This is a genomic window from Streptomyces sp. NPDC046557 (assembly GCF_040645975.1).
Classification (GTDB): Bacteria; Actinomycetota; Actinomycetes; order Streptomycetales; family Streptomycetaceae; genus Streptomyces.
In genome coordinates this window covers 45,530-67,170 of the sequence record NZ_JBEYZH010000002.1, presented here as the reverse complement: position 1 = coordinate 67,170, position 21,641 = coordinate 45,530, and the positions used below count along the sequence as shown (strand labels likewise).

The window sequence follows — 21,641 nt, the reverse complement described above, 5'->3', positions numbered from 1 at the left end:
ACCGCCCGACCAAGCGGCACACCCACCCGAAAGGGCAACAGCGCATGGAGCAGTTCGAGCCCGGCAGCCTCTCGCCGCCGCAACTCGCCGCGATACGCCGCAGCCTCACCGGCGGCCGCGGCGCCCTCACCCGGCGGTCGCTGCTGCGCGCCTCCGGCATCGGGGCGCTCACCGTCGGCGGCCTGTACGGGCTGACCGGCTGCGGCATCCCGCCCGCCAAGCGGGAAGGCGACGCGACGACGGCCTCCGACGACCACTCGGCCTCCGAGAAGGAAATCAACTTCTCCAACTGGACCGAGTACATGGACACCAGCGACGACGAGAAGTCCCGGCCCACGCTGGAGGCGTTCACCAAGCGCACCGGGATCCAGGTCAAGTACACCGAGGACATCAACGACAACGTCGAGTTCTTCGGCAAGATCCGCCCGCAACTGGCCGCCGGCCAGGACACCGGTCGGGACCTGATCGTGGTCACCGACTGGCTCGCGGCCCGCATCATCCGCCTCGGCTGGGCGCAGAAGCTGGATTCCGCCAACCTCCCGCACGCCTACGCGAACCTGATCCCCCAGTTCCGCAATCCCGACTGGGACCCCGGCCGCGCCCACAGCTACCCCTGGACCGGCATCGACACGGTCATCGCCTACAACGCCAAGGCCACCGAGGGCAGGAAGGTCGACTCCGTCACGCAACTGCTCGACGACCCCACCCTCAAGGGCCGGGTCGGTTTCCTCACCGAGATGCGCGACACCGTCGGCATGACCCTGCTCGACCAGGGCAAGGACCCGGCGAACTTCACCACCGCGGACTTCGACGGTGCCATCGGCCGCCTCCAGAAGGGCGTCGACACCAAGCAGATCCGCCGCTTCACCGGCAACGACTACACGGCGGACCTCGACAAGGGCGACCTCGCGGCCTGTCTCGCCTGGGCCGGCGACGTCATCCAGCTCCAGGCCGGCAACCCGGACATCAAGTACGCCATCCCGGCCGCCGGTTACCTCTCCTCAAGCGACAATCTGCTGGTCCCGGCACACGCCCGGCACAGGGCCAACGCCGAGAAGCTCATCGACTACTACTACGAGCCCGCGGTAGCCGCGCAACTCGCCGCCTTCATCAGCTACGTCTGCCCCGTCGACGGCGTCAAGGACGACCTCGCGAAGATCGCCCCCGCCCTCGCGGACAACGTCCTGATCGTCCCGGACAAGGAAATGGCCGCCAAAGCGCACGCCTTCCGGTCGCTCACGAGCGAGGAAGAGACCGCGTACGAGGAGAAGTTCACCAAGCTCATCGGCGCCTGATCGGGCCCGACCGGCACCCGCGCCCCGCCCCCTTTCGACGACACCCACCGAAGGCCCAGGTCCATGACTGACAAGACCGCGGGCGGCGATGTCCGCCTCGCCGGGATCAGCAAGCACTACGGCTCCTTCACCGCCGTGCACCCGCTCGATCTCACCATTCCCCAGGGCTCCTTCTTCGCCCTGCTCGGCGCCTCGGGCTGCGGGAAGACCACCACCCTGCGCATGATCGCCGGCCTGGAGGAGCCCTCCACCGGCACGGTCAGCCTCGGCGACCGCGAGGTCACCCAGCTGCCGCCGTACAAGCGCCCCGTGAACACCGTCTTCCAGAGCTACGCGCTCTTCCCGCACCTGAACATCTACGAGAACGTCGCCTTCGGGCTGCGCCGCCGCGGCATAAAGTCCGTCAAGAAGCAGGTCGACGACATGCTGGAGCTGGTCCAGCTCGGCCAGTTCGCCGAGCGCAAACCGCACCAGCTCTCCGGTGGCCAGCAGCAGCGTGTCGCGGTCGCCCGCGCCCTGATCAACCACCCGCAGGTGCTGCTCCTCGACGAGCCGCTCGGCGCCCTCGACCTCAAGCTGCGCCGCCAGATGCAGCTGGAGCTCAAGCGGATCCAGACCGAGGTCGGCATCACCTTCGTCCACGTCACCCACGACCAGGAGGAGGCCATGACCATGGCCGACACCGTCGCGGTGATGAACGGCGGCCGGGTGGAGCAGTTGGGCGCCCCCGCCGAGCTGTACGAGAACCCGAAGACCACCTTCGTGGCCAACTTCCTCGGCACCTCCAACCTGATCGAGGCCGAGGTCCTGGAAGCCGGTTCCGCCGAGGTCGTCGTCTCCAGCGCCGGCACGAAGCTCCGGCTGCCCGTCGCGCGATGTTCGACCACACCCCGGGCCGGCGGGAAGCTGCTGGTCGGGGTGCGTCCGGAGAAGATCTCCCTGGTCCACGCGGACGAGGAGGACACCGTCGCCGCCGGCCGGAACAAGATCACCGGTACGATCGCCGACTCCTCCTTCATCGGCGTCTCCACCCAGTTCGTCATCGACAGCCCGGTCTGCCCGGAGCTGGAGGTGTACGTCCAGAACATCGAGCGCGACGCCCGCCTGACCCGCGGCGCCCGGGTGGTCCTGCACTGGAACCCGGACCACACCTTCGGGCTCGACGCGGCGCAATCCATGCTCGCGGGGACGATGGGCGACGCGGGCATCGAGACGGTCGAGGAGTCCGCGTGACCGCCACCGCAGCGCCGCCCCAGGCGGCCCCCCCGGCCGAACCCCCGGTCCACAAGCCGTCGATGCGCAAGCGATTGGTCCCGTACTGGCTGCTGCTGCCCGGCATCCTGTGGCTGCTGGTGTTCTTCGTCCTGCCGATGGTCTACCAGGCGTCCACCTCGGTGCAGACCGGCTCCCTCGAAGAGGGCTTCAAGGTCACCTGGCACTTCCAGACGTACTGGGACGCCTTCACCGGCTACGTCCCGCAGTTCCTGCGCTCGCTGCTCTACGCCGGCACCGCCACCGCGCTGTGCCTGCTGCTCGGCTACCCGCTCGCGTATGTGATCGCCTTCAAGGCGGGCCGCCGGCGGAACGTTTTGCTGGTGCTGGTCATCGCCCCCTTCTTCACCAGCTTCCTGATCCGCACGCTGGCCTGGAAAACGATCCTGGCCGACGGCGGGCCCGTCGTCGGCGTCCTCGACAAGGTCGGCTTCCTCGACGTCACGAGCTGGCTCGGCATCACCGAGGGCAGCCGGGTCCTGGCCACGCCCCTCGCGGTCGTCTGCGGTCTGACGTACAACTTCCTCCCCTTCATGATCCTGCCGCTCTACACCTCGCTGGAGCGCATCGACACCCGCCTCCACGAGGCGGCCGGGGACCTGTACGCCCGTCCCGCCACGGTCTTCCGCAAGGTGACCTTCCCGCTCTCGATGCCCGGCGTGGTCTCGGGAACCCTGCTGACCTTCATCCCGGCGAGCGGCGACTACGTCAACGCCGAGCTGCTCGGCTCCACGGACACCCGGATGATCGGCAACGTCATCCAGTCGCAGTACCTGCGCATCCTCGACTACCCGACAGCGGCCGCGCTGTCCTTCATCCTCATGGCCATCGTGCTGATCATGGTCACCATCTACATCCGCCGAGCGGGGACGGAGGACCTGGTCTGATGAGCACGCCGATCACCTGGCTTCGCCGCAACCTCGTCGTGATCGCGGGTCTGGGCACCCTCGCCTACCTGATCCTGCCGAACGTCGTCGTGACGGTGTTCTCCTTCAACAACCCCACCGGGCGCTTCAACTACGCCTGGCACGAGTTCTCGCTCGACGCCTGGAAGGACCCCTGCGGGGTCGCCGACCTGTGCGGCTCCCTCTCGCTCTCGCTCCAGATCGCCCTGTGGGCCACCATCGGCGCCACCGTCCTCGGCACCGCGATCGCCTTCGCGATGGTGCGCTACCGGTTCCGGGGGCGCGGCGCGGTCAACTCGCTGATCTTCCTGCCGATGGCGATGCCCGAGATCGTGATGGCCGCCTCGCTGCTGGCCCTCTTCCTCAACATGGGCATCCGGCTGGGCTTCTGGACGATCCTGATCGCCCACGTCATGTTCTGCCTCAGCTTCGTCGTCGCCGCGGTCAAGGCGCGCGTCCTGTCCATGGACCCGCGGCTGGAGGAGGCCGCCCGGGACCTCTACGCGGGACCGGCGCAGACCTTCCTGCGCGTCACCCTGCCCATCGCTGCCCCCGGTATCGCGGCGGGTGCGCTGCTCTCCTTCGCGCTCTCCTTCGACGACTTCATCATCACCAACTTCAACTCGGGCAACACCGTCACCTTCCCCATGTTCGTGTGGGGATCGGCCCAGCGCGGTACGCCCGTCCAGATCAACGTCATCGGCACGGCGATGTTCGTCATCGCGGTGCTGGTGGTCCTCGCCGGTCAGACGATCGGCAACCGCCGCAAGAAGGCACAGCCCAAGTAGCGTCCAAGTAGCTCTGTAGGGAGTTGGAAGACATGGCCCCAGTCGCCATGCGAAGCGTTGCGCAATCCCTTTCCGAAGCACTGCCGGTCTCGTACTGGCTGGACGACCCCGGCAAGCCCGCCGCCGAGCCGGCGCTGACCTCCGACGAGGCGTGCGACCTGCTGGTCATCGGCGGCGGGTACAGCGGCCTGTGGACCGCGCTCATCGCCAAGGAGCGCGACCCGGCCCGGGACGTCGTCCTGATCGAGGGCAAGGAGGCGGGCTGGGCCGCCTCCGGCCGCAACGGCGGATTCTGCGCCGCCTCCCTCACCCACGGCTTCTCCAACGGCCTGGCCCGCTGGCCCGGCGAACTGGCCAAGCTGGAGGAGCTGGGCGCCCGCAACCTCGACGAGATCGAGGCCGCCATCGCCCGCTACGACATCGACTGCGACTTCGAACGCACCGGCGAGATCGACGTGGCGACCGAACCCCACCAGGTCGACGAGCTGCGCGAACTGTACGAAGAGGCCCGGGGGCTCGGCCTCGCCGACGGCATGCGCTGGCTGGACCGCGACGAGGTCCGGGCCGAGGTCGACTCCCCGACCTTCCTCGCCGGGCTGTGGGACACCGACGGCGTCGCCATGCTCAACCCCGCCAAACTCGCCTGGGGCCTCAAGCGGGCCTGCCTCGGACTCGGGGTGCGGATCTACGAGAACACCCGCGGGCTCTCCCTGGCCGCCTCCGGCGCCGGCATGGCCGTCCGCACCCCGTACGGGCGGATCTTCGCCCGCCGGGTCGCCCTGGGGACCAACATCTTTCCCTCCCTGGTCAAGCGGATCCGCCCCTTCACCGTCCCGGTCTACGACTACGCGCTGATGACCGAGCCGCTCACCGCCGAGCAGCTCAAGGCCATCGGCTGGGGCAACCGGCAGGGTCTGGGCGACAGCGCCAACCAGTTCCACTACTTCCGCATCACCCCGGACCACCGCATCCTGTGGGGCGGGTACGACGCCATCTACCCCTACCGCGGCAGGCTGGACTCCGAGTACGACCACCGCCCCGAGACGTACCTCAAGCTCGCCCGGCACTTCTTCACCGCGTTCCCGCAGTTGGAGGGCATCCGGTTCAGCCACGCCTGGGGCGGCGCCATCGACACCTGCTCCCGGTTCTCCGCCTTCTTCGGCACCGCGCACGCCGGCAAGGTGGCGTACGCGGCCGGGTTCACCGGCCTCGGCGTCGGCGCCACCCGCTTCGGCGCGGACGTGATGCTCGACCTGCTGGACGGCGCGCGCACCGAGCGGACCGAACTGGAGATGGTGAAGTCCAAGCCGATGCCGTTCCCGCCCGAGCCCTTCGCCTGGACCGGCATCGCCCTCACCAAGTGGTCGCTGGCCCGCGCCGACGCCCGGGGCGGGCGCCGCAACCTCTGGCTCAAGGCGCTCGACCGCTTCGGACTGGGCTTCGACAGCTGAGCGACCCCCGGGGGCGCGCGACGTGCGCCGCCCCCGGCCGGAAAAGCCGATTCACCACCACGATGTACCGGAACCCGCGTCATAGCCGGGCACGGCCCCGCTCTCTCCAGTGGAGAACCCTTCACCGAGCCGGAGCGAACGGAGGCCGTGCGATGACTGTTCCCGGGGACAAGACCGCAGTGGACTGGCTGGTATCGGCGGCGCCGGATCCCGGCGCCTGCCGGTGGGAGTGGGAGCGCAACCCCTCGGGGTCGCGCTGCTGCCCGCCGGCCGGCGCTGGGACGTGCTGATCGTGCCCGGCGCGCGTGGCCGGGCCACCCTCGACGTCCTGATACTGCTCGTGGAGCGGCCCGGTCCGGTGCTCGCCGACTTCCCCGCCGCCCGGCGGGGGCGCACGGCGACGGCGCGGCTCGGCTTCTTCGTGCCCCCGGGGACGGCCTCCCGCTGGGTCGGCACGGGGTACGCGGAGCAGGGCGCGGAACGTGGATCGTGGTCCCGTACCCGGGCCGGGCGACGGGCGGCGTGCGCCGGCTGGTGACGCCGGACGGTCGGGGCACCCTCACCGACCCGGTGGTACTGGAACTCGCCCTGCACGAGGCGGCGGCCCGGGCGGCGGCGCGCGAGTGCTAGGGGGTGTCGGGTGTCCGGCGGATCGGGGCCCGGCCCACCGCCCACCGAACGCCGATCAGCAGCGGCGCGCACAGCAGCAGGCTCGCCAGCACGTCCAGCGGCCAGTGGAAGCCGCGCAGGACCAGGCCCGCCGCCGTCAGCGCGGTGAGGAGGACGGCGAGCGCCGTGGGCCAGGGGCCGCGCGTGTACGGGCGTACCAGCAGGGCGGCGCACGTGTACGCCACGAAGGCCGTCGCCGTGTGCCCCGAGGGGTAGTAGCCGGCGGCCCACGGCTCCAGCGGGCCCGGCCGGCCCGTCCACTCCTTGAGCGGGACGATCAGCGCCGGCACCACGGCCATGGCCACCGCCGCGGCGGCGGGGCCGAGCCGGTCGCCGCGCCACAGGGCGCAGCCGAGGGCGAGGAGCAGGACGGGCAGGGCCACGGGGACGTTGCCGAGGTCGGCGAGGCGTTCGGTGACCGCGTCGGGGACGGTGCCCACCAGTGCGCGGCTCAGGCCGACGTCCGGGGTCAGCAGCGGCCCCGACACGAGGACCTGCCAGGTGAGGAGGGCGAAGAGCAAGGCGCAGAGGGCGGCTCGAAGAATGGCCGGCCGTCCCGGAACAGGGGGGGTGGTTCCGGGACGGCCGCCCGGATCGGGTTGCCGTGCGCCCCGGGGGGTTTGGGGCGTACGGCCGTCCGATCGGTGAGGAGTGTGCGCGAACGCATGCCCAGTGCGGCGCTGGGGAAGCCCGGTACTGGTGTCGCCCCCGTGAGGCCGGGAGCGGGGTCTCTCACTCATCTGCAGAAACCGTACGGCAGCGGAAAGGGGACCGACAGCAGGAACGCGCTCCTGCCATCGGCCCCCCACATCTTCTTCACAGCGCCCGACCGTTACCGGCGGTACCGGTGGGTCCCTGTGTTCGGACGTTCGCTCAGATGCCCGCGAAAGCCGCCTCGATGATGTCCAGACCCTCGTTGAGGAGGTCCTCGCCGATGACGATCGGCGGCAGGAAGCGGAGCACGTTGCCGTAGGTGCCGCAGGTGAGGACGAGAAGGCCCTCGGCGTGGCACGCCTTGGCGAGGGCGCCGGCCGCCTCCGGGAAGGGGGTCTTGGACGCCGGGTCCTTGACGAGCTCGATCGCGATCATGGCGCCGCGGCCGCGGATGTCGCCGATGATCTCGTACTTCTCCTGCATGGCCGTCAGACGGGCCTTCATGACGGTCTCGATCTTCTTCGCCGCGGCGTTGAGGTCGAGCTCCTTCATGGTCTCGATGGAGCCGAGCGCACCGGCGCAGGCCACCGGGTTGCCGCCGTAGGTGCCGCCCAGGCCGCCCGCGTGCGCGGCGTCCATGATCTCGGCGCGGCCGGTCACGGCGGCGAGCGGCAGACCACCCGCGATGCCCTTGGCGGTGGTGATGAGGTCGGGGACGATGCCCTCGTCCTCACAGGCGAACCACTGGCCGGTGCGGCAGAAGCCGGACTGGATCTCGTCCGCGACGAACACGATGCCGTTGTCGTTGGCGAACTTCACGATGGCCGGCAGGAAGCCCTTGGCCGGCTCGATGAAGCCGCCCTCGCCGAGGACCGGCTCGATGATGATGGCGGCGACGTTGTCGGCGCCGATCTGCTTGGTGATCTGGTCGATCGCCTGGGCGGCGGCCTCGGGGCCGCAGTTCTCGGCGCCGGTGGGCCAGCGGTAGCCGTAGGCGACCGGGACGCGGTAGACCTCGGGGGCGAACGGGCCGAAGCCGTTCTTGTACGGCATGTTCTTCGAGGTGAGCGCCATCGTCAGGTTGGTACGGCCGTGGTAGCCGTGGTCGAAGACGACGACGGCCTGGCGCTTGGTGTACGCACGGGCGATCTTGACGGCGTTCTCGACGGCCTCGGCGCCGGAGTTGAACAGCGCCGACTTCTTGGCGTGGTCGCCCGGAGTCAGCTCGGCGAGCGCCTCGCAGACCTCCACGTAGCCCTCGTAGGGGGTGACCATGAAGCAGGTGTGGGTGAAGTCGGCGAGCTGCGCGGAGGCGCGGCGCACGACGGCCTCGGCGGAGGCGCCGACGGAGGTCACGGCGATGCCGGAACCGAAGTCGATCAGACGGTTGCCGTCGACGTCCTCGATGATGCCGCCGCCCGCGCGGGCGGTGAAGACCGGAAGCACGGAGCCCACGCCGCCGGCCACCGTCTCAAGGCGGCGGGCCTGCAGCTCCTGCGACTTGGGGCCGGGGATCGCGGTGACGATGCGGCGCTCCTGCGGGACAGCGGTCATAGGGGGCTCCTGGGGGGTGTTTTCGGACGCACTTGTGTCTTTGTCCGCAGGCTAGGCCCGAGGACCGGGCGACCGCATGCTCCGTTCGGGAGTGGTCCCCGCGTGTCCTTGTCCGCGACGGCCATAGGAAGGACACGATTCCGCTGCGCCGGTAGCCCCCCACGGCCGCCGCCGGCCAACTACATTGAGCGACGCAGCGCAGGCACGGGCAGGGGGCAGGGGTTTCATGGATACCGACGGCGCGTACCAGGAGCAGCGGGTGGGAGGCGGCCGCGTGCCGAAGCCCGCCGGCCCGCCGCCCATGCCCGACGCCCCTCCGGCCGCACCACCCAAGCCGGGCTACGCACCGGGTCCCGCCTCCGCGTTCGCGCAGTGGCTGCGCGTCCCTCGGCCGAAGGCCGAACCGGGCACCTGGCGGTTCGGGCACCGGCCGCGCCCCACGGCGGAGGCGGAACCCGCCCAGGACCGGGCGTTGCTGAGCGGCGCCGTGATCTCGTTCCTCGCCTGCGTGCTGCTCTGGTCCCTGCTGACGAACGGCTACATCCCGAAGGTCGACGTGCCCGTGAAGGCGCTCACGCCCCAGAGTTGGTGGCGGCTGGGTGACGACCCGGTCGACGGCAGGGGCGTCGCCGCCCTCCAGGCGTACGCGCTGTTGATCACCGGCGCGCTGGTGGTGTGGTTCAGCCGCCTCGGCTCATGGAGCCTCGCCTTCGACCGGCTCGTCGCGGCACGTGGTCCCGTGGCGCGGGCGGCGGGCGCGACGCTCGGGGCGCTGTTCGTCCTGATGCTCGTCTGGACGAGGACGCTGACGCTGCTCGGGCTCGTCGGCGACCACCTGCCGTACGAGGACATGAGCACGGGCACGCAGACCCTCGTCACCTACCTCGTCTACGGGGTCACCACGTTGCCCGTCGTGGTGTTCTTCGTCCGGCTGGCCCGGCGCACGGGCGGGCCGAAAAGCGGGCCGAAGGTGCCCGACCCCGCTGCCGCACCCCTTGCGGAAGACCCCCTCGCCTGGAGCGAGCTGCGCGCCGCGGGCCTCACGGAAGCGGCCGAGCGGCTTGCCGGGGAGGTGGGGGCCGGGCGGATGAATGACGTGGACTACGCGCGGATCCGGCGGGCGTGGGAGAGCGTGCGGGCCGATCCGGGGCGGGCCGGGGCCTTCGCGCAGGCCGTGCGGGACAAGGGGGCGGCGGCGTGTGTGCACCCGTCCGGGGCGCGGGACCTGCCCGCGCGGGCCGCGCGGCACGACCTAGTGGCCCGGCAGGTGCTGCTCGGCACCGTCGAGGACGGCGAGCGCAACCCCTGGGCCCGCCGCGGGACCGGCTTCGCCCTCGACCCCGACGTGCTCGGCACCTCGCTGCTCGCCGTCGGCCCGTCCGGCTCCGGCAAGACCCGGCGGCTGGTCCGGCCCGTCGTGGAGACGCTCGCCCTACAGGCGCTGGCCGGGCAGGCCGCCGTGATCGTCGTGGCCTCGGCCGGAACCCCGCTGGGGCCCGACGCCGCCTACGACGTCGTGGTCCGCGTCGGCGACCCCGACTCCGTCTACGACCTCGACCTGTACGGCGGCACCACCGACCCCGACGAGGCCGCCTCCCTGCTCGCCGAGGCGTTCGCCGGAGACGTCCCCGGGACGGAGGTCCGCCGGGCCGCGACCGCCCTCGCCCAGTTGCTGGGCCCCTTCCGCGCCGCGTACGGCCGCTTCCCCGGCGTACCCGAGCTGCGCGAGCTCCTCGACCAGGTGCCCGCCGCGCTCGACGCGCTGCGCAGCGCGCTGGAGGACGCCGGCCTGCACGTCATGCTCCGCGAACTCGACGCCCGAGCCCGCCAGTACGGCGCCCACGGCGACCCCGGCCCGGTGCTCGCCGACCGGGTGGCGCTGCTGGACCGGCCCGCCTTCGCCGGGTTCTTCGACACCACCGGCCAGGGGCGGCCGTTCTCGCTGCGCTCGCTGGAACATCCGCTGCGCGTCCGCGTCGACCTGCCCGAACGTGCGCACGCCGACGCCTCCCGGATGCTGGCCCGGCTGCTGCTCGCCCAGTTCAACGCCTCCGCCGCGGCGCGCGCCGACCGCTCGCTCTTCGCCTTCCTCGCCTTCGACGACGCCTCCCACACCCTGACCCCCGAAACCGTGCGCGGCATCCAGCGGCTCCGCTCGGCCAACGCCGGGGTGCTGCTGGCGCTGCGCACGCTGGACGACGTACCGGAGGCGCTGCGCACCCCGCTGCTCGGCGCGGTCGGCTGCAGGATGGCCTTCTCCGGGGTGACCACCTGGGACGGCAAGCGGTTCGCGGAGGCGTGGGGCACCGAGTGGGTCGAGACGCGGGACGTCACCCATCGGACCGTCTTCGCGGACCAGCCCTTGACCCGGGCCATGCACGCCTTCCGCAAGCTGATCACCGGCAAGTCCGTCACCACGGATGCGGTGACCGTGCGGCAGGTGGAGCGGGAGCGGTGGTCGGCCTCGGAGCTCGCGCACGCCGTGCCGCCGGGGCACGCGGTGCTGTCGCTGACCTCCGTCCGAGGGGAACGGGCGGCCCCGCTTCTGGTCAGGCTGGTCGACGGGAGCTGACCTGGCCGAGCCGACGGGGCCGGAGCCGGGCGGGCCGAGCCGACGGCACCCGTACGGGGTGGCAGAATCGAGGAGGGCCGTTCATACGCCGCGGCGAAATCCCTTCCCCCCTCGTGCCCTAGCCTCCTCGCCTCCGCCCCTCCCCGCACCGACCGCTTCCGCCTCCCCTCAAAGGCCACTGGTACCCGATGCCGCTCACCCTCGCCTCGCTCGTCCAGCACTCGGCCCTCAAGCTCAGCGTCCGGGCGGGGGAGAGCCGCCTCGACACCCCCGTGCGCTGGGCCCACGTCAGCGAGCTCGCCGACCCCGTCCCGTACATGGAGGGCGGCGAGCTGCTGCTGATCACCGCCATGAAGCTGGACGCGGAGGACCCGGAGGAAATGCGCCGCTACGTACGGCGGCTCGCGGCGGCCGGCGTCGTCGGCATCGGCTTCGCGATCGGCGTCAACTACGAGGCGATCCCCGAGGCGCTGGTCGACGCCGCCCGGACGGAGGACCTGCCGCTGCTGGAGGTACCGCGCCGGACCCCGTTCCTCGCCATCAGCAAGGCCGTCTCGGCTGCGCTCGCGGCCGACCAGTACCGGGCGGTGACGGCCGGGTTCGAGGCGCAGCGGGAGCTGACCCGCGCCGCGCTCTCCGTCGACGGGCCGGCCGAGCTGTTGGCGAAGCTGGCCGCCCACGTGCACGGCTGGGCCGCGCTCTACGACACCTCCGGCGCGGTCGTCGCCGCCGCCCCGGACTGGGCCGCACGCCGGGCCGCCCGGCTCACCCCGGACGTGGAGCGGCTGCGGGAGCGGCCCGCGCCCGCGAGCGCCGTGGTCGGCGGGACCGAGGACCGCGTCGAACTCCAGTCGCTCGGGACCGGGCGGCGGGCCCGGGGTGCGCTGGCCGTGGGCACGGGGGCGCCGCTGGGTACCGCCGAGCGGTACGCGGTGCACTCCGCGGTGGCCTTGCTCACCCTCACCACCGAACGGTCGCGGTCGCTGCACGACGCGGAGTCCCGGCTCGGCGCGGCGGTGCTGCGGATGCTGATGACGGGGGAGGCGGAGCACGCCCGGGCCGTGGCCGGGGACCTGTACGGGGCCCTGCTGGACGCCCCGTTCCGCATCGTCGTCGCCGAGCCGGCGCTGCCGGGAACCGCCCAGCCGGAGGGGCTCGCCCAACTGACCGACGCGGTCGAGTCGGCGGCGGCCCGCACGGGGGAGGCGCTGCTGGTGGTCCCGGAGGACGGACGGCTCGTGGTCCTGGCCGCGGAGGCGGGCTCCGCCGTGCAGGCGTGCGCGGAGTACGCGGAGACGCTGGAGGCGCGGCGCGGGCGGGACTCGGCCGGGCCCGAACCCGACGAACTGGTGGTCGGCCTGTCCGCCCCGGCCGGCCCCTCGGGCGTGGCCGCGGCCGTCAAGCAGGCCGACCAGGCCCTCGCGGTGGCCCGCCGCCGGGGGCGCCCGATGGTGGAGCACGAGGACCTCGCGGCCGGCTCCGTACTCCCGCTGCTGGCCGACGACGCGGTACGGGCCTTCGCGGACGGCACGCTGCGGGCGTTGCGCGAGCACGACGAGAAGGGCCGCGGCGACCTGGTGGCCTCCCTGTACGCGTGGCTGTCGCGGCACGGCCAATGGGACGCGGCGGCGGTCGACCTTGGCGTGCACCGGCACACCCTGCGCTATCGGATGAAGCGCGTGGAGGAGATCCTCGGCCGCTCCTTGGACGACCCGGACGTCCGCATGGAACTCTGGCTCGCCCTCAAGGCCAGCCCCACCGACGCATAGGCCCCGCCCGGGCCCGCCGACCACTCGCGGTGCCCGGCCGAAGCCCCGGCCCAGACCCGGCGCTCTTCGGCGGGCCCGGCCGGCCCGTGGTCGCAGTCGGCCGTGTGTTCCGCCGGGGGCGGTTCTCCACCGGGTCGTGCGGGCCCGGCCCCGACCCGGCGCCCTTCAGGGCCGCGCGATCGGTGGTCGGAGTGGGCCGAATGCGTTCCGCCCCGCCCGGGCCCGTGGGCTTTGGGCGAAAGCCGGACATGGCCGGGGGCCCCGGGCGGGCGCCCCTCGGTGCGGCTCCTGGTCGGAGTGGGCGGTGGGCTTCGCCCGAGGAGCGGTCCTCCGCCCAGGCCGCGTCCGGGCTGGTCCTCTTCGGCGCAGGGCGGCCGAGGCCGGCGGCGGAGTGCGTTCCGCCGGGACCCGCGGCGCGGTGCCGCGCACCGCGATCCGCGCCGTGCGGCACCGCGCCCCGTCCCCCCAGCCACCCGTCGCGAGGCGGCTCACGGGGGCCGCCCGGTGGCGGCGCGGCGTGATCCGCAGGGCCGGCAGACCGACGGGTCGGGGCCCGTGCGCCTCGAAGCCCACGGGGTGGCACAGGCGGAGGCGGCGTGGCGGGCGGCGCGGCCGGGTTCCGCAGGGGCCGGCCGGGCCGGTCATGGCGCCCGGTCAGGCGGCGCCTTACAAGCAGGGTGGGCTGCGGGCCGGACGATCGGGCGGCCACATGAGCCGGGGCCCGGCCCGTCTCAGGGCGCAGCCCTCGCGCGGGACGCACCCCGGCAGCACCGGGGGGCGAGGCGCCATGGCCGGCGGCGCGCCCGCGATCCGCAGGGCCGGCCAGATCGCACAGGGCGGCGCCGCACGGGCCGGGGTGGTGGGGACAGTGACAAAGCGGCGCAGCGTCCGCCGCGCGTACTCCATGCCGGACAAACGCCGAATCGCCGGCGGAGTCCTACGGTGGAGGGGACAAGGACCCGCACAACTCCGAAGGGCCGGGATTCGCATGACTTCCACCCACGCCTTCTGGCTCGCCGGCCGCCAGGCCACCGGCGAGGACAGCTTCGACGTCCACTCCCCGTGGGACGGACGCCTGGTCGGCACGGTCAGCGTGCCCACCGACGCCCAGGTCGAAGAGGCCGTGGCCGCGGCGCACGCCGTGACGGCGGAGTTCTCCGCGACCCCCGCGCACGTCCGCGCCGCGGCCCTCGACCACGTCTCGAAGCGGCTCGTCGAGCGCACCGAGGAGATCGCCCAGCTGATCTCCGCCGAGAACGGCAAGCCCATCAAGTGGGCCCGCGGTGAGGTCGGCCGTGCGGTGTCCGTATTCCGTTTCGCCGCCGAAGAGGCCCGCCGCTTCAACGGCGGAGAGGCCCAGCGCCTCGACACCGATGCCGGTGGGGTCGGCCGTCTCGCCCTGACCCGCCGCTTCGTCAAGGGCCCGGTCCTCGGCATCGCGCCGTTCAACTTCCCGCTGAACCTGTGCGCCCACAAGGTGGCCCCCGCCATCGCCGTCGGCGCGCCGATCATCCTGAAGCCGGCCCCGGCCACCCCGCTCTCCGGCCTCATCCTCGGCGAGCTGCTCGCCGAGACCGACCTGCCGGCCGGCTCCTGGTCCGTCCTGCCGGTCGCGAACGACAAGATGCCCGCCCTGGTCAAGGACGAGCGCCTGCCCGTCATCTCCTTCACCGGCTCCGACACGGTCGGCTACGCCATCCAGCAGTCGGTGCCCCACAAGCACTGCACCCTGGAGCTCGGCGGCAACGCCGCGGCCGTCGTCCTCGCCGACTGGTCCTCCGAGGCCGACCTCGACTGGGCCGCGACCCGTATCGCGACCTTCTCGAACTACCAGGCCGGCCAGTCCTGCATCTCCGTGCAGCGCGTGATCGCCGACGCGTCCGTGTACGACCGCCTCGTCGAGAAGGTCGTCGCCAAGGTCCAGGCGCAGGTCACCGGTGACCCGTCCGACTCCGCCACGGATGTCGGCCCCCTCGTCTCCGAGGACGCCGCCAAGCGGGTCGAGTCCTGGGTCGACGAGGCCGTCTCCGCCGGCGCCAAGCTGCTGACCGGCGGCAAGCGCGAGGGTGCCTCCTACGAGCCCACCGTCGTCGCCGAGCTGCCGGACGGCGTGAAGCTCGCCGTCGAGGAGATCTTCGGGCCGGTCCTCACCCTCCAGAAGGTCGAGAACACCGACGAGGCGTTCGCCGCCGTCAACGACTCGAAGTTCGGTCTGCAGACCGGCGTCTTCACCCGCGACATCCAGACCGCGTTCCGCGCCCACCGGGAGCTGGAGGTCGGCGGCGTGATCGTCGGCGACGCGCCGTCCTACCGCGCCGACCAGATGCCGTACGGCGGCGTCAAGCAGTCCGGTGTCGGCCGCGAAGGCGTCCGCTACGCGATGGACGACTACACCTACGAGCGGGTCCTGGTCCTCACCGGCCTGGACATCTGAGCCGACTCGTACGGCCCGAAGCCGACGGCCGGAGCCTACTGTGCGGGGGCTCCGGCCGTCCCCCTTTTCACCCGCCCGTTCCCCCACCCTGCCCCGCCCCGCTTTTCCGGGCGCCGCGGAGGGGGTACGACTGACAGGTAGCACCGACCGGTATTCCGGTAAGTCATCCGACTCGGCGGCGAGGTGAGTCCCCGCATGTCCGCAACACAGCCCAAGGTGACCGAACGCGAGGCCAGGCAGGTCGCGGAAGCGGCCCGACAGCAGGACTGGCGCAAGCCCAGCTTCGCCAAGGAACTGTTCCTGGGACGGTTCCGGCTCGACCTGATCCACCCCCACCCGCTCCCCGCCGACGAGGACGTCCGGCGCGGCGAGGCGTTCCTGGCCCGGCTGCGCGACTTCTGCGAGCGCGAGATCGACGGCCCGCGCATCGAGCGCGAGGCGCGGATCCCCGACGAGACCGTGCGCGGACTCAAGGAGCTCGGCGCCCTCGGGATGAAGATCGACCCCAAGTACGGGGGGCTCGGCCTCACCCAGGTGTACTACAACAAGGCGCTCGCGCTGGTCGGTTCCGTCAGCCCCGCCATCGGCGCGCTGCTCTCCGCCCACCAGTCGATCGGCGTACCCCAGCCGCTCAAGATGTTCGGCACCCAGGAGCAGAAGGACGCCTATCTGCCCCGCTGCGCCACCAGTGCCATCAGCGCCTTCCTCCTCACCGAGCCCGACGTGGGCTCCGACCCGGCCCGCCTGGCCACCACCGCCGTCCCGGTCACCGAGGACGGGGAGGAGGCGTACGTCCTCGACGGGGTGAAGCTCTGGACCACCAACGGGGTCGTCGCCGACCTGCTCGTGGTCATGGCCAGGGTGCCCAAGAGCGAGAACCACCGCGGCGGGATCACCGCATTCGTCGTGGAGGCGGACTCGCCCGGCATCACCGTCGAGCACCGCAACGCCTTCATGGGCCTGCGCGGCCTGGAGAACGGCGTCACCCGCTTCCACCGGGTGCGGGTCCCCGCCGCCCAGCGGATCGGCGCCGAGGGCGCCGGCCTGAAGATCGCGCTGACCACGCTGAACACCGGACGCCTGTCCCTGCCCGCCATGTGCGTCGGCGCCGGGAAGTGGTGCCTGAAGATCGCCCGCGAGTGGTCCGGGGTGCGGGAGCAGTGGGGCCGGCCCGTGGCCCGGCACGAGGCGGTCGGCGCGAAGATCTCCTTCATCGCCGCGACCACCTTCGCCCTGGAGGCGGTGGTCGACCTCGCCTCCCAGATGGCCGACGAGGACCGCAACGACATCCGCATCGAGGCCGCCCTCGCCAAGCTCTACGGCTCCGAGATGGCCTGGCTGATGGCCGACGAACTGGTCCAGATCCGCGGCGGACGCGGCTTCGAGACCGCCGAGTCCCTGGCCGCGCGCGGCGAACGGGCCGTTCCCGCCGAACAGTTGCTGCGGGACCTGCGCATCAACCGCATCTTCGAGGGCTCGACCGAGATCATGCACCTGCTGATCGCCCGGGAGGCCGTCGACGCCCACCTCTCGGTCGCCGGCGACCTGATCGACCCGGACAAGGACCTCGGGGACAAGGCCAAGGCGGGCGCCCGCGCCGCCGGGTTCTACGCCCGCTGGCTGCCCAAGCTGGCCACCGGAGCCGGGCAGGTCCCCGGCACCTACCGCGAGTTCCACCCGGCCGGCCACCCGGACCTCGCCACCCACCTGCGCTACGTCGAGCGCAGCGCCCGCAAACTCGCCCGGATGACGTTCATGGCGATGGCGCGCTGGCAAGGCCGGATGGAGACCAAGCAGGGCTTCCTCGGTCGGATCGTCGACATCGGGGCGGAACTCTTCGCGATGAGCGCGGCCTGTGTCCGCGCCGAGCACCTGCGAGCCGGCGGCGAACACGGCCGCGAGGCGTACCAACTCGCCGACGCGTTCTGCCGCCAGTCCCGGATCCGGGTCGAGGAACTGTTCGGCCGGCTCTGGTCCAACACGGACGACCTGGACCGCAAGGTGGTCGCGGGCGTCCTCTCCGGCACCTACACCTGGTTGGAGGAGGGCGTCCTCGACCCCTCGGGCGACGGCCCCTGGATCGCGGACGCCACCCCCGGCCCCTCGCAGAAGGAGAACGTGCACCGTCCCCTGCGCTGACCACCCACCCGCCGACCTGCCACGATCGGCGCGCGGTCAGACTGGTGTACGGGCCCCACGGGACCCGAAGTACGGGAACCGGCACGAGCACGAGGCGGCACAGCGATGGCGACGGCCGAGGAAGACCGCTACAGCCGACGGCTGGCCTGGTGCGTGGCGCTGCTGCTGCGCCACGCACCGGACGCGGTCGTCGCCGGTCTCCTCGGCCGGCTCGACCCCGCCGCCCGGCGCTACCTCTGCCGCGACGAGCACCTGCCCGCCGCGGCCGTCACCCTGCTGCTGCGCGACGGCGCCGACGAGGACCGCCGCAACGTCGCCCGCAACCCGCACGTGCTCGGCCGGCCGCTGCCCGGGCTGCCCGGGCCCGCACGGTACCGGCGCCGCCCCGGTCCCTCGCCGCGGCTGCTCGCCACCTTGACCGCCGAGCTGGGCCGCCACCCCGCCGTACCGGGCGAGCCGGGCCCTCCGCTGAGCGGTACGGAACTCATCGCCCTGCTGCGCCGCCACGGGGCCCGAAGGCCGCGGATACCGCTCGACGTGTTGACCCTGCCCCACGAGCTCGACCCGGCGGCCCTGCTGCGCGAGCACTCCCGCGCCCCGCTGCCGCCCGGCTCGGTCGAGGCCCTGCTCCTGGTGGCCGGGCTCGACCGGGGGACCGTCCTAGGCCTGCTCGACACGCGGGGGCAGGACACGTACGGCCCCTCCTGGCACCGCCCCGCCGTCCGGGCGGTCCGCACCGGCACCCTTACCTTCGACGACCTCGCGGCGGCCGTCGCGCCCGCCCACCGCACCCTGCTGCTCGGACAGGCCCACGCCGTCGGGCGCTTCGCCTGGAACCTCGACGAATGGGCCGGCATGCGGGCCGCCCTGGTCCGCGTCCTGCGCCCGGCGCTCGGTGACGACCCGCACCCGTGGGCCGAACTGAAGCGCGCCGCCCCCGCGTTCACCGGTACCCTCCCCGAACTGGCCGCCGCCGTCGCCGCCGGGACCGCGCCGACCCGCCCCGCGCCCGCCGTTCCGGGCCTCGCCGAAGCCGTCGACGCCCTCGCGCCCGGCGCCGCACCGGAACCGGAGCCGAGCGTGGACCGCGAGCTGGCCCTCGCGAGCCTCGGGGTGCCCAATGCCATGGGCGACCTCCGCGAGGACGTCCGGTGGGTCCGCGCCTGCCTGGACGAGGGCCTGCTCACCGGCGCCGACGTCCTGCGGCACAAGGCCCCCGCGGTCTGGGCGCTGGACGAGGACCACTGGCTCGGCGACATCGACCACCCCGACCGGCACGACCGGCCGGTGGCCGTGCTCGCCTCCCGCGCCGAGGCCGACCGGCTGCTCACGGCGGCCCTCGGCGCGGACGTCGAAGCGTGGTGGTGGGCGGCCCTGACGCTCCCCGACTTCGTCGGGACCCTCCCCGAGCTGCTGGCCGCGGTCATTCAGGGGGACTCCGTGTCCGACCGTCCGTGAGTTGCGGCAACAATGGGGGCATGACCGACAGCCCAGCCCCCTTGGCCGACCCGCACCTTCTCTTCGACCCCGCGGTCGGCCGCCGGGACATCGTCATCCTCGGCTCCACCGGCTCCATCGGCACCCAGGCCATCGACCTCGCCCTGCGCAACCCGGACCGCTTCCGGGTGACCGCGCTGTCCGCCGCCGGCGGGCGCGTCGCGCTGCTGGCCGAGCAGGCCCGGCAGCTGCGCGTACGGAGGGTCGCGGTCGCCGATGAGGACGCCGTGCCCGCGTTGAAAGAGGCGCTGAGCGCCGAGTACGGCGGCTCTGAGCCGCTGCCCGAGGTCCTGGCCGGACCGGACGCGGCGGCCGAACTCGCCTCGTCCCCCTGCCACACCGTCCTCAACGGCATCACCGGTTCCATCGGCCTCGCGCCCACCCTCGCCGCGCTGCGGGCGGGCCGGACCCTGGCCCTGGCCAACAAGGAGTCGCTGATCGTCGGCGGCCCGCTGGTCAAGGCCCTCGCGAAGCCGGGCCAGATCATCCCGGTGGACTCCGAGCACGCCGCGCTGTTCCAGGCGCTGGCCGCCGGCACCCGGGCCGACGTCCGCAAGCTCGTGGTCACCGCCTCCGGCGGCCCATTCCGCGGCCGTACCCGCGCCGAGCTGGCGAAGGTCACCGTCCGGGACGCCCTCGCGCACCCGACCTGGGCGATGGGCCCGGTGATCACCATCAACTCGGCGACGCTGGTCAACAAGGGGCTGGAGGTCATCGAGGCGCACCTGCTCTACGACATCCCCTTCGACCGCATCGAGGTCGTGGTCCACCCCCAGTCCTACGTCCACTCGATGGTCGAGTTCTCCGACGGTTCGACGCTGGCCCAGGCCACCCCGCCCGACATGCGCGGCCCGATCGCCATCGGCCTCGGCTGGCCGGAGCGCGTCCCCGACGCCTCCCCGGCCTTCGACTGGACCAAGGCGTCGAGCTGGGAGTTCTTCCCACTGGACACCGAGGCGTTCCCGGCGGTGGACCTGGCCCGGCGCGTCGGTACCCTCGGGTCCACCGCGCCCGCCGTGTTCAATGCGGCGAACGAGGAGTGCGTGGCGGCCTTTCTGGCCGGTCGGCTGCCGTTCACGGCAATCATGGATACGGTCTCTGCCGTGGTCGATGAGCACGGAACACCGGACACGGGAACTTCCCTCACCGTCCGGGACGTCCTTGAAGCTGAGACCTGGGCCAGGGCCCGGGCACGGGAGATGGCGGCACGGGCCGCCGTGGAGGCGAACGCATGACGATCTTGCTGACCTTGATCGGTGTGGTCGTCTTCGTGTTCGGCCTGCTGTTCTCCATCGCCTGGCACGAACTCGGCCACCTCTCGACGGCCAAGCTCTTCGGCATCCGCGTGCCCCAGTACATGGTCGGCTTCGGCCGGACGGTCTGGTCGCGGAAGAAGGGCGAGACGGAGTACGGCATCAAGGCCATCCCCATGGGCGGCTACATCCGCATGATCGGGATGTTCCCGCCGGGCGAGGACGGCAAGGTCAGCGCGCGCTCCACCTCCCCGTTCCGCTCGATGATCGAGGACGCGCGCTCCGCGGCGTACGAGGAACTCCAGCCCGGGGACGAGAGCCGGCTGTTCTACACGCGCAAGCCCTGGAAGCGCGTGATCGTGATGTTCGCGGGCCCGTTCATGAACCTGGTCCTGGCACTGGCGATCTTCTTCGGGCTGTGGATGACCTTCGGCGTCAACCAGACCACCACCCAGGTGGCGTCCGTGTCGCCCTGTGTCATCCAGCAGAGCGAGAAGCGCGAGGTCTGCAAGGACGGCGACCCCGTGGCCCCCGCCAAGAAGGCGGGCCTGCTGGCGGGCGACAAGATCGTCGCCTTCGACGGCAAGCGGGTGACCGACTGGGCCGTGCTCCAGCAGAAGATCCGCGACACCGTCGGCCCCGCCACCGTCACCGTCGTCCGGGGCGGCAACGAACTGACCCTCCGGGCGACGCTGATCGAGAACAAGGTCGCCAAGACCGACGGTCACGGCGGGTACGTCAAGGGCCAGTACGTCACGGCCGGCTGGCTCGGCTTCGGCCCCAAGGAAGTGATCGCGCCGCTCACCTTCGGGGAGTCCGTCGACCACATGGGTGATGTCGCGCAGAGCAGCGTGCAGGGGCTGCTGCGGCTCCCTGAGAAGATCCCCGCCCTGTGGAACGCGGCCTTCAACGGCGCCGAGCGCCAGCCCGACTCCCCGATGGGGATCGTCGGCGCCGCCCGCATCAGCGGTGAGATCGCCACCATGGACATCCCCGGCGAGCAGCGCCTCGCCACGCTGCTGGGCGTCCTCGGGATGTTCAACCTCTCGCTGTTCCTGTTCAACATGCTGCCGCTGCTGCCCCTGGACGGCGGCCACATCGCCGGCGCCCTGTGGGAGTCCGTGCGGCGCACCGTCGCCCGCGTCTTCCGGCGCGCCGACCCCGGCCCGTTCGACGTGGCGAAGCTGATGCCCGCCGCGTACGTCGTCGCAGGCGTCTTCGTCTGCTTCACGCTGCTGGTGCTCGTGGCGGACGTGGTCAACCCGATCAAGATCAGCTAGCGCGCGACCGTCCCACGCGCACACGTTTGGGAGCCGGGCACGGATCGTGCCCGGCTCCCTACGTTCGGGTGGCGCGAACCCCTGCGATGCGTGGGTCACCCGCGCCTTG

The 21,641-nt window shown here is 72.4% G+C and carries 14 protein-coding genes and 1 pseudogene; 13 read left to right on the top strand and 2 right to left on the bottom strand.

Going from position 1 to position 21,641, the window contains the following annotated elements; all coding sequences use genetic code 11:
- Window positions 1-44 precede the first annotated feature (44 nt).
- The 6 genes and pseudogenes from ABZ934_RS05510 (at window position 45) to ABZ934_RS05485 (ending at window position 6,341) form a co-directional block, all read left to right on the top strand.
- The gene (locus tag ABZ934_RS05510; RefSeq protein ID WP_361308843.1) at window positions 45-1,295 is read left to right on the top strand and encodes a spermidine/putrescine ABC transporter substrate-binding protein; all 1,251 of its coding nucleotides are present in this window, start codon (window positions 45-47) and stop codon (window positions 1,293-1,295) included.
- 63 nt (window positions 1,296-1,358) lie between these two features.
- Window positions 1,359-2,528, top strand: a complete 1,170-nt coding sequence (locus tag ABZ934_RS05505; protein WP_361308841.1) for an ABC transporter ATP-binding protein — start codon at window positions 1,359-1,361, stop codon at window positions 2,526-2,528.
- Window positions 2,525-3,454 carry an ABC transporter permease gene (locus ABZ934_RS05500; protein ID WP_361308839.1) on the top strand — a complete coding sequence of 310 codons (930 nt, stop codon included), beginning with the start codon at window positions 2,525-2,527 and terminating at the stop codon, window positions 3,452-3,454. The genes ABZ934_RS05505 and ABZ934_RS05500 overlap by 4 nt, the downstream gene beginning before the upstream one ends.
- Complete coding sequence (locus ABZ934_RS05495; RefSeq protein ID WP_361308837.1) at window positions 3,454-4,260, top strand: ABC transporter permease; 807 nt, start codon at window positions 3,454-3,456, stop codon at window positions 4,258-4,260. Before ABZ934_RS05500 ends, ABZ934_RS05495 begins: the two co-directional genes overlap by 1 nt.
- A gap of 32 nt (window positions 4,261-4,292) precedes the next feature.
- Window positions 4,293-5,711 (top strand): FAD-dependent oxidoreductase, encoded by a 1,419-nt coding sequence (locus ABZ934_RS05490; protein ID WP_361308835.1) that lies wholly within the window; start codon window positions 4,293-4,295, stop codon window positions 5,709-5,711.
- 152 nt (window positions 5,712-5,863) lie between these two features.
- A pseudogene (locus tag ABZ934_RS05485) lies at window positions 5,864-6,341 on the top strand (hypothetical protein).
- Here the strand turns inward: ABZ934_RS05485 and ABZ934_RS05480 are convergent.
- Window positions 6,338-6,901 carry a phosphatase PAP2 family protein gene (locus ABZ934_RS05480; RefSeq protein ID WP_361308833.1) on the bottom strand — a complete coding sequence of 188 codons (564 nt, stop codon included), beginning with the start codon at window positions 6,899-6,901 and terminating at the stop codon, window positions 6,338-6,340. The pseudogene ABZ934_RS05485 and the gene ABZ934_RS05480 overlap by 4 nt on opposite strands.
- 352 nt (window positions 6,902-7,253) lie before the next feature.
- Window positions 7,254-8,588 carry a 4-aminobutyrate--2-oxoglutarate transaminase gene (gabT, locus tag ABZ934_RS05475; RefSeq protein ID WP_190186826.1) on the bottom strand — a complete coding sequence of 445 codons (1,335 nt, stop codon included), beginning with the start codon at window positions 8,586-8,588 and terminating at the stop codon, window positions 7,254-7,256.
- A gap of 226 nt (window positions 8,589-8,814) precedes the next feature.
- Between gabT and ABZ934_RS05470 the strand changes: the two genes are divergently transcribed.
- The 7 genes from ABZ934_RS05470 (at window position 8,815) to ABZ934_RS05440 (ending at window position 21,532) form a co-directional block, all read left to right on the top strand.
- Complete coding sequence (locus tag ABZ934_RS05470) at window positions 8,815-11,160, top strand: ATP/GTP-binding protein (protein ID WP_361308830.1); 2,346 nt, start codon at window positions 8,815-8,817, stop codon at window positions 11,158-11,160.
- 188 nt (window positions 11,161-11,348) lie between these two features.
- On the top strand, window positions 11,349-12,929 hold the full coding sequence (locus tag ABZ934_RS05465) for a PucR family transcriptional regulator ligand-binding domain-containing protein (RefSeq protein WP_361308828.1): 1,581 nt from the start codon (window positions 11,349-11,351) through the stop codon (window positions 12,927-12,929).
- A 988-nt stretch (window positions 12,930-13,917) separates the two neighbouring features.
- Complete coding sequence (locus ABZ934_RS05460; protein WP_361308826.1) at window positions 13,918-15,363, top strand: aldehyde dehydrogenase family protein; 1,446 nt, start codon at window positions 13,918-13,920, stop codon at window positions 15,361-15,363.
- A gap of 195 nt (window positions 15,364-15,558) precedes the next feature.
- Window positions 15,559-17,502 carry an acyl-CoA dehydrogenase family protein gene (locus tag ABZ934_RS05455; RefSeq protein WP_361308824.1) on the top strand — a complete coding sequence of 648 codons (1,944 nt, stop codon included), beginning with the start codon at window positions 15,559-15,561 and terminating at the stop codon, window positions 17,500-17,502.
- 105 nt (window positions 17,503-17,607) lie between these two features.
- Window positions 17,608-18,960, top strand: coding sequence for a hypothetical protein (locus ABZ934_RS05450; RefSeq protein ID WP_361308822.1), 1,353 nt, complete (start codon window positions 17,608-17,610; stop codon window positions 18,958-18,960).
- 20 nt (window positions 18,961-18,980) lie between these two features.
- Window positions 18,981-20,234, top strand: coding sequence for a 1-deoxy-D-xylulose-5-phosphate reductoisomerase (dxr, locus tag ABZ934_RS05445; RefSeq protein WP_361308820.1), 1,254 nt, complete (start codon window positions 18,981-18,983; stop codon window positions 20,232-20,234).
- The gene (locus tag ABZ934_RS05440) at window positions 20,231-21,532 is read left to right on the top strand and encodes a site-2 protease family protein (protein ID WP_361308818.1); all 1,302 of its coding nucleotides are present in this window, start codon (window positions 20,231-20,233) and stop codon (window positions 21,530-21,532) included. The genes dxr and ABZ934_RS05440 overlap by 4 nt, the downstream gene beginning before the upstream one ends.
- Window positions 21,533-21,641 lie beyond the last annotated feature (109 nt).

What these genes read in the sequence shown, in the direction of transcription:
- ABZ934_RS05510 (WP_361308843.1), top strand. Translation starts at nt 45, where the DNA reads ATGGAGCAGTTCGAGCCCGGCAGCCTCTCGCCGCCGCAACTCGCCGCG.
- ABZ934_RS05505 (WP_361308841.1), top strand. Translation starts at nt 1,359, where the DNA reads ATGACTGACAAGACCGCGGGCGGCGATGTCCGCCTCGCCGGGATCAGC.
- ABZ934_RS05495 (WP_361308837.1), top strand. Translation starts at nt 3,454, where the DNA reads ATGAGCACGCCGATCACCTGGCTTCGCCGCAACCTCGTCGTGATCGCG.
- ABZ934_RS05490 (WP_361308835.1), top strand. Translation starts at nt 4,293, where the DNA reads ATGGCCCCAGTCGCCATGCGAAGCGTTGCGCAATCCCTTTCCGAAGCA.
- gabT (WP_190186826.1), bottom strand. Translation starts at nt 8,588, where the DNA reads ATGACCGCTGTCCCGCAGGAGCGCCGCATCGTCACCGCGATCCCCGGC.
- ABZ934_RS05470 (WP_361308830.1), top strand. Translation starts at nt 8,815, where the DNA reads ATGGATACCGACGGCGCGTACCAGGAGCAGCGGGTGGGAGGCGGCCGC.
- ABZ934_RS05465 (WP_361308828.1), top strand. Translation starts at nt 11,349, where the DNA reads ATGCCGCTCACCCTCGCCTCGCTCGTCCAGCACTCGGCCCTCAAGCTC.
- ABZ934_RS05460 (WP_361308826.1), top strand. Translation starts at nt 13,918, where the DNA reads ATGACTTCCACCCACGCCTTCTGGCTCGCCGGCCGCCAGGCCACCGGC.
- ABZ934_RS05455 (WP_361308824.1), top strand. Translation starts at nt 15,559, where the DNA reads ATGTCCGCAACACAGCCCAAGGTGACCGAACGCGAGGCCAGGCAGGTC.
- ABZ934_RS05450 (WP_361308822.1), top strand. Translation starts at nt 17,608, where the DNA reads ATGGCGACGGCCGAGGAAGACCGCTACAGCCGACGGCTGGCCTGGTGC.
- dxr (WP_361308820.1), top strand. Translation starts at nt 18,981, where the DNA reads ATGACCGACAGCCCAGCCCCCTTGGCCGACCCGCACCTTCTCTTCGAC.
- ABZ934_RS05440 (WP_361308818.1), top strand. Translation starts at nt 20,231, where the DNA reads ATGACGATCTTGCTGACCTTGATCGGTGTGGTCGTCTTCGTGTTCGGC.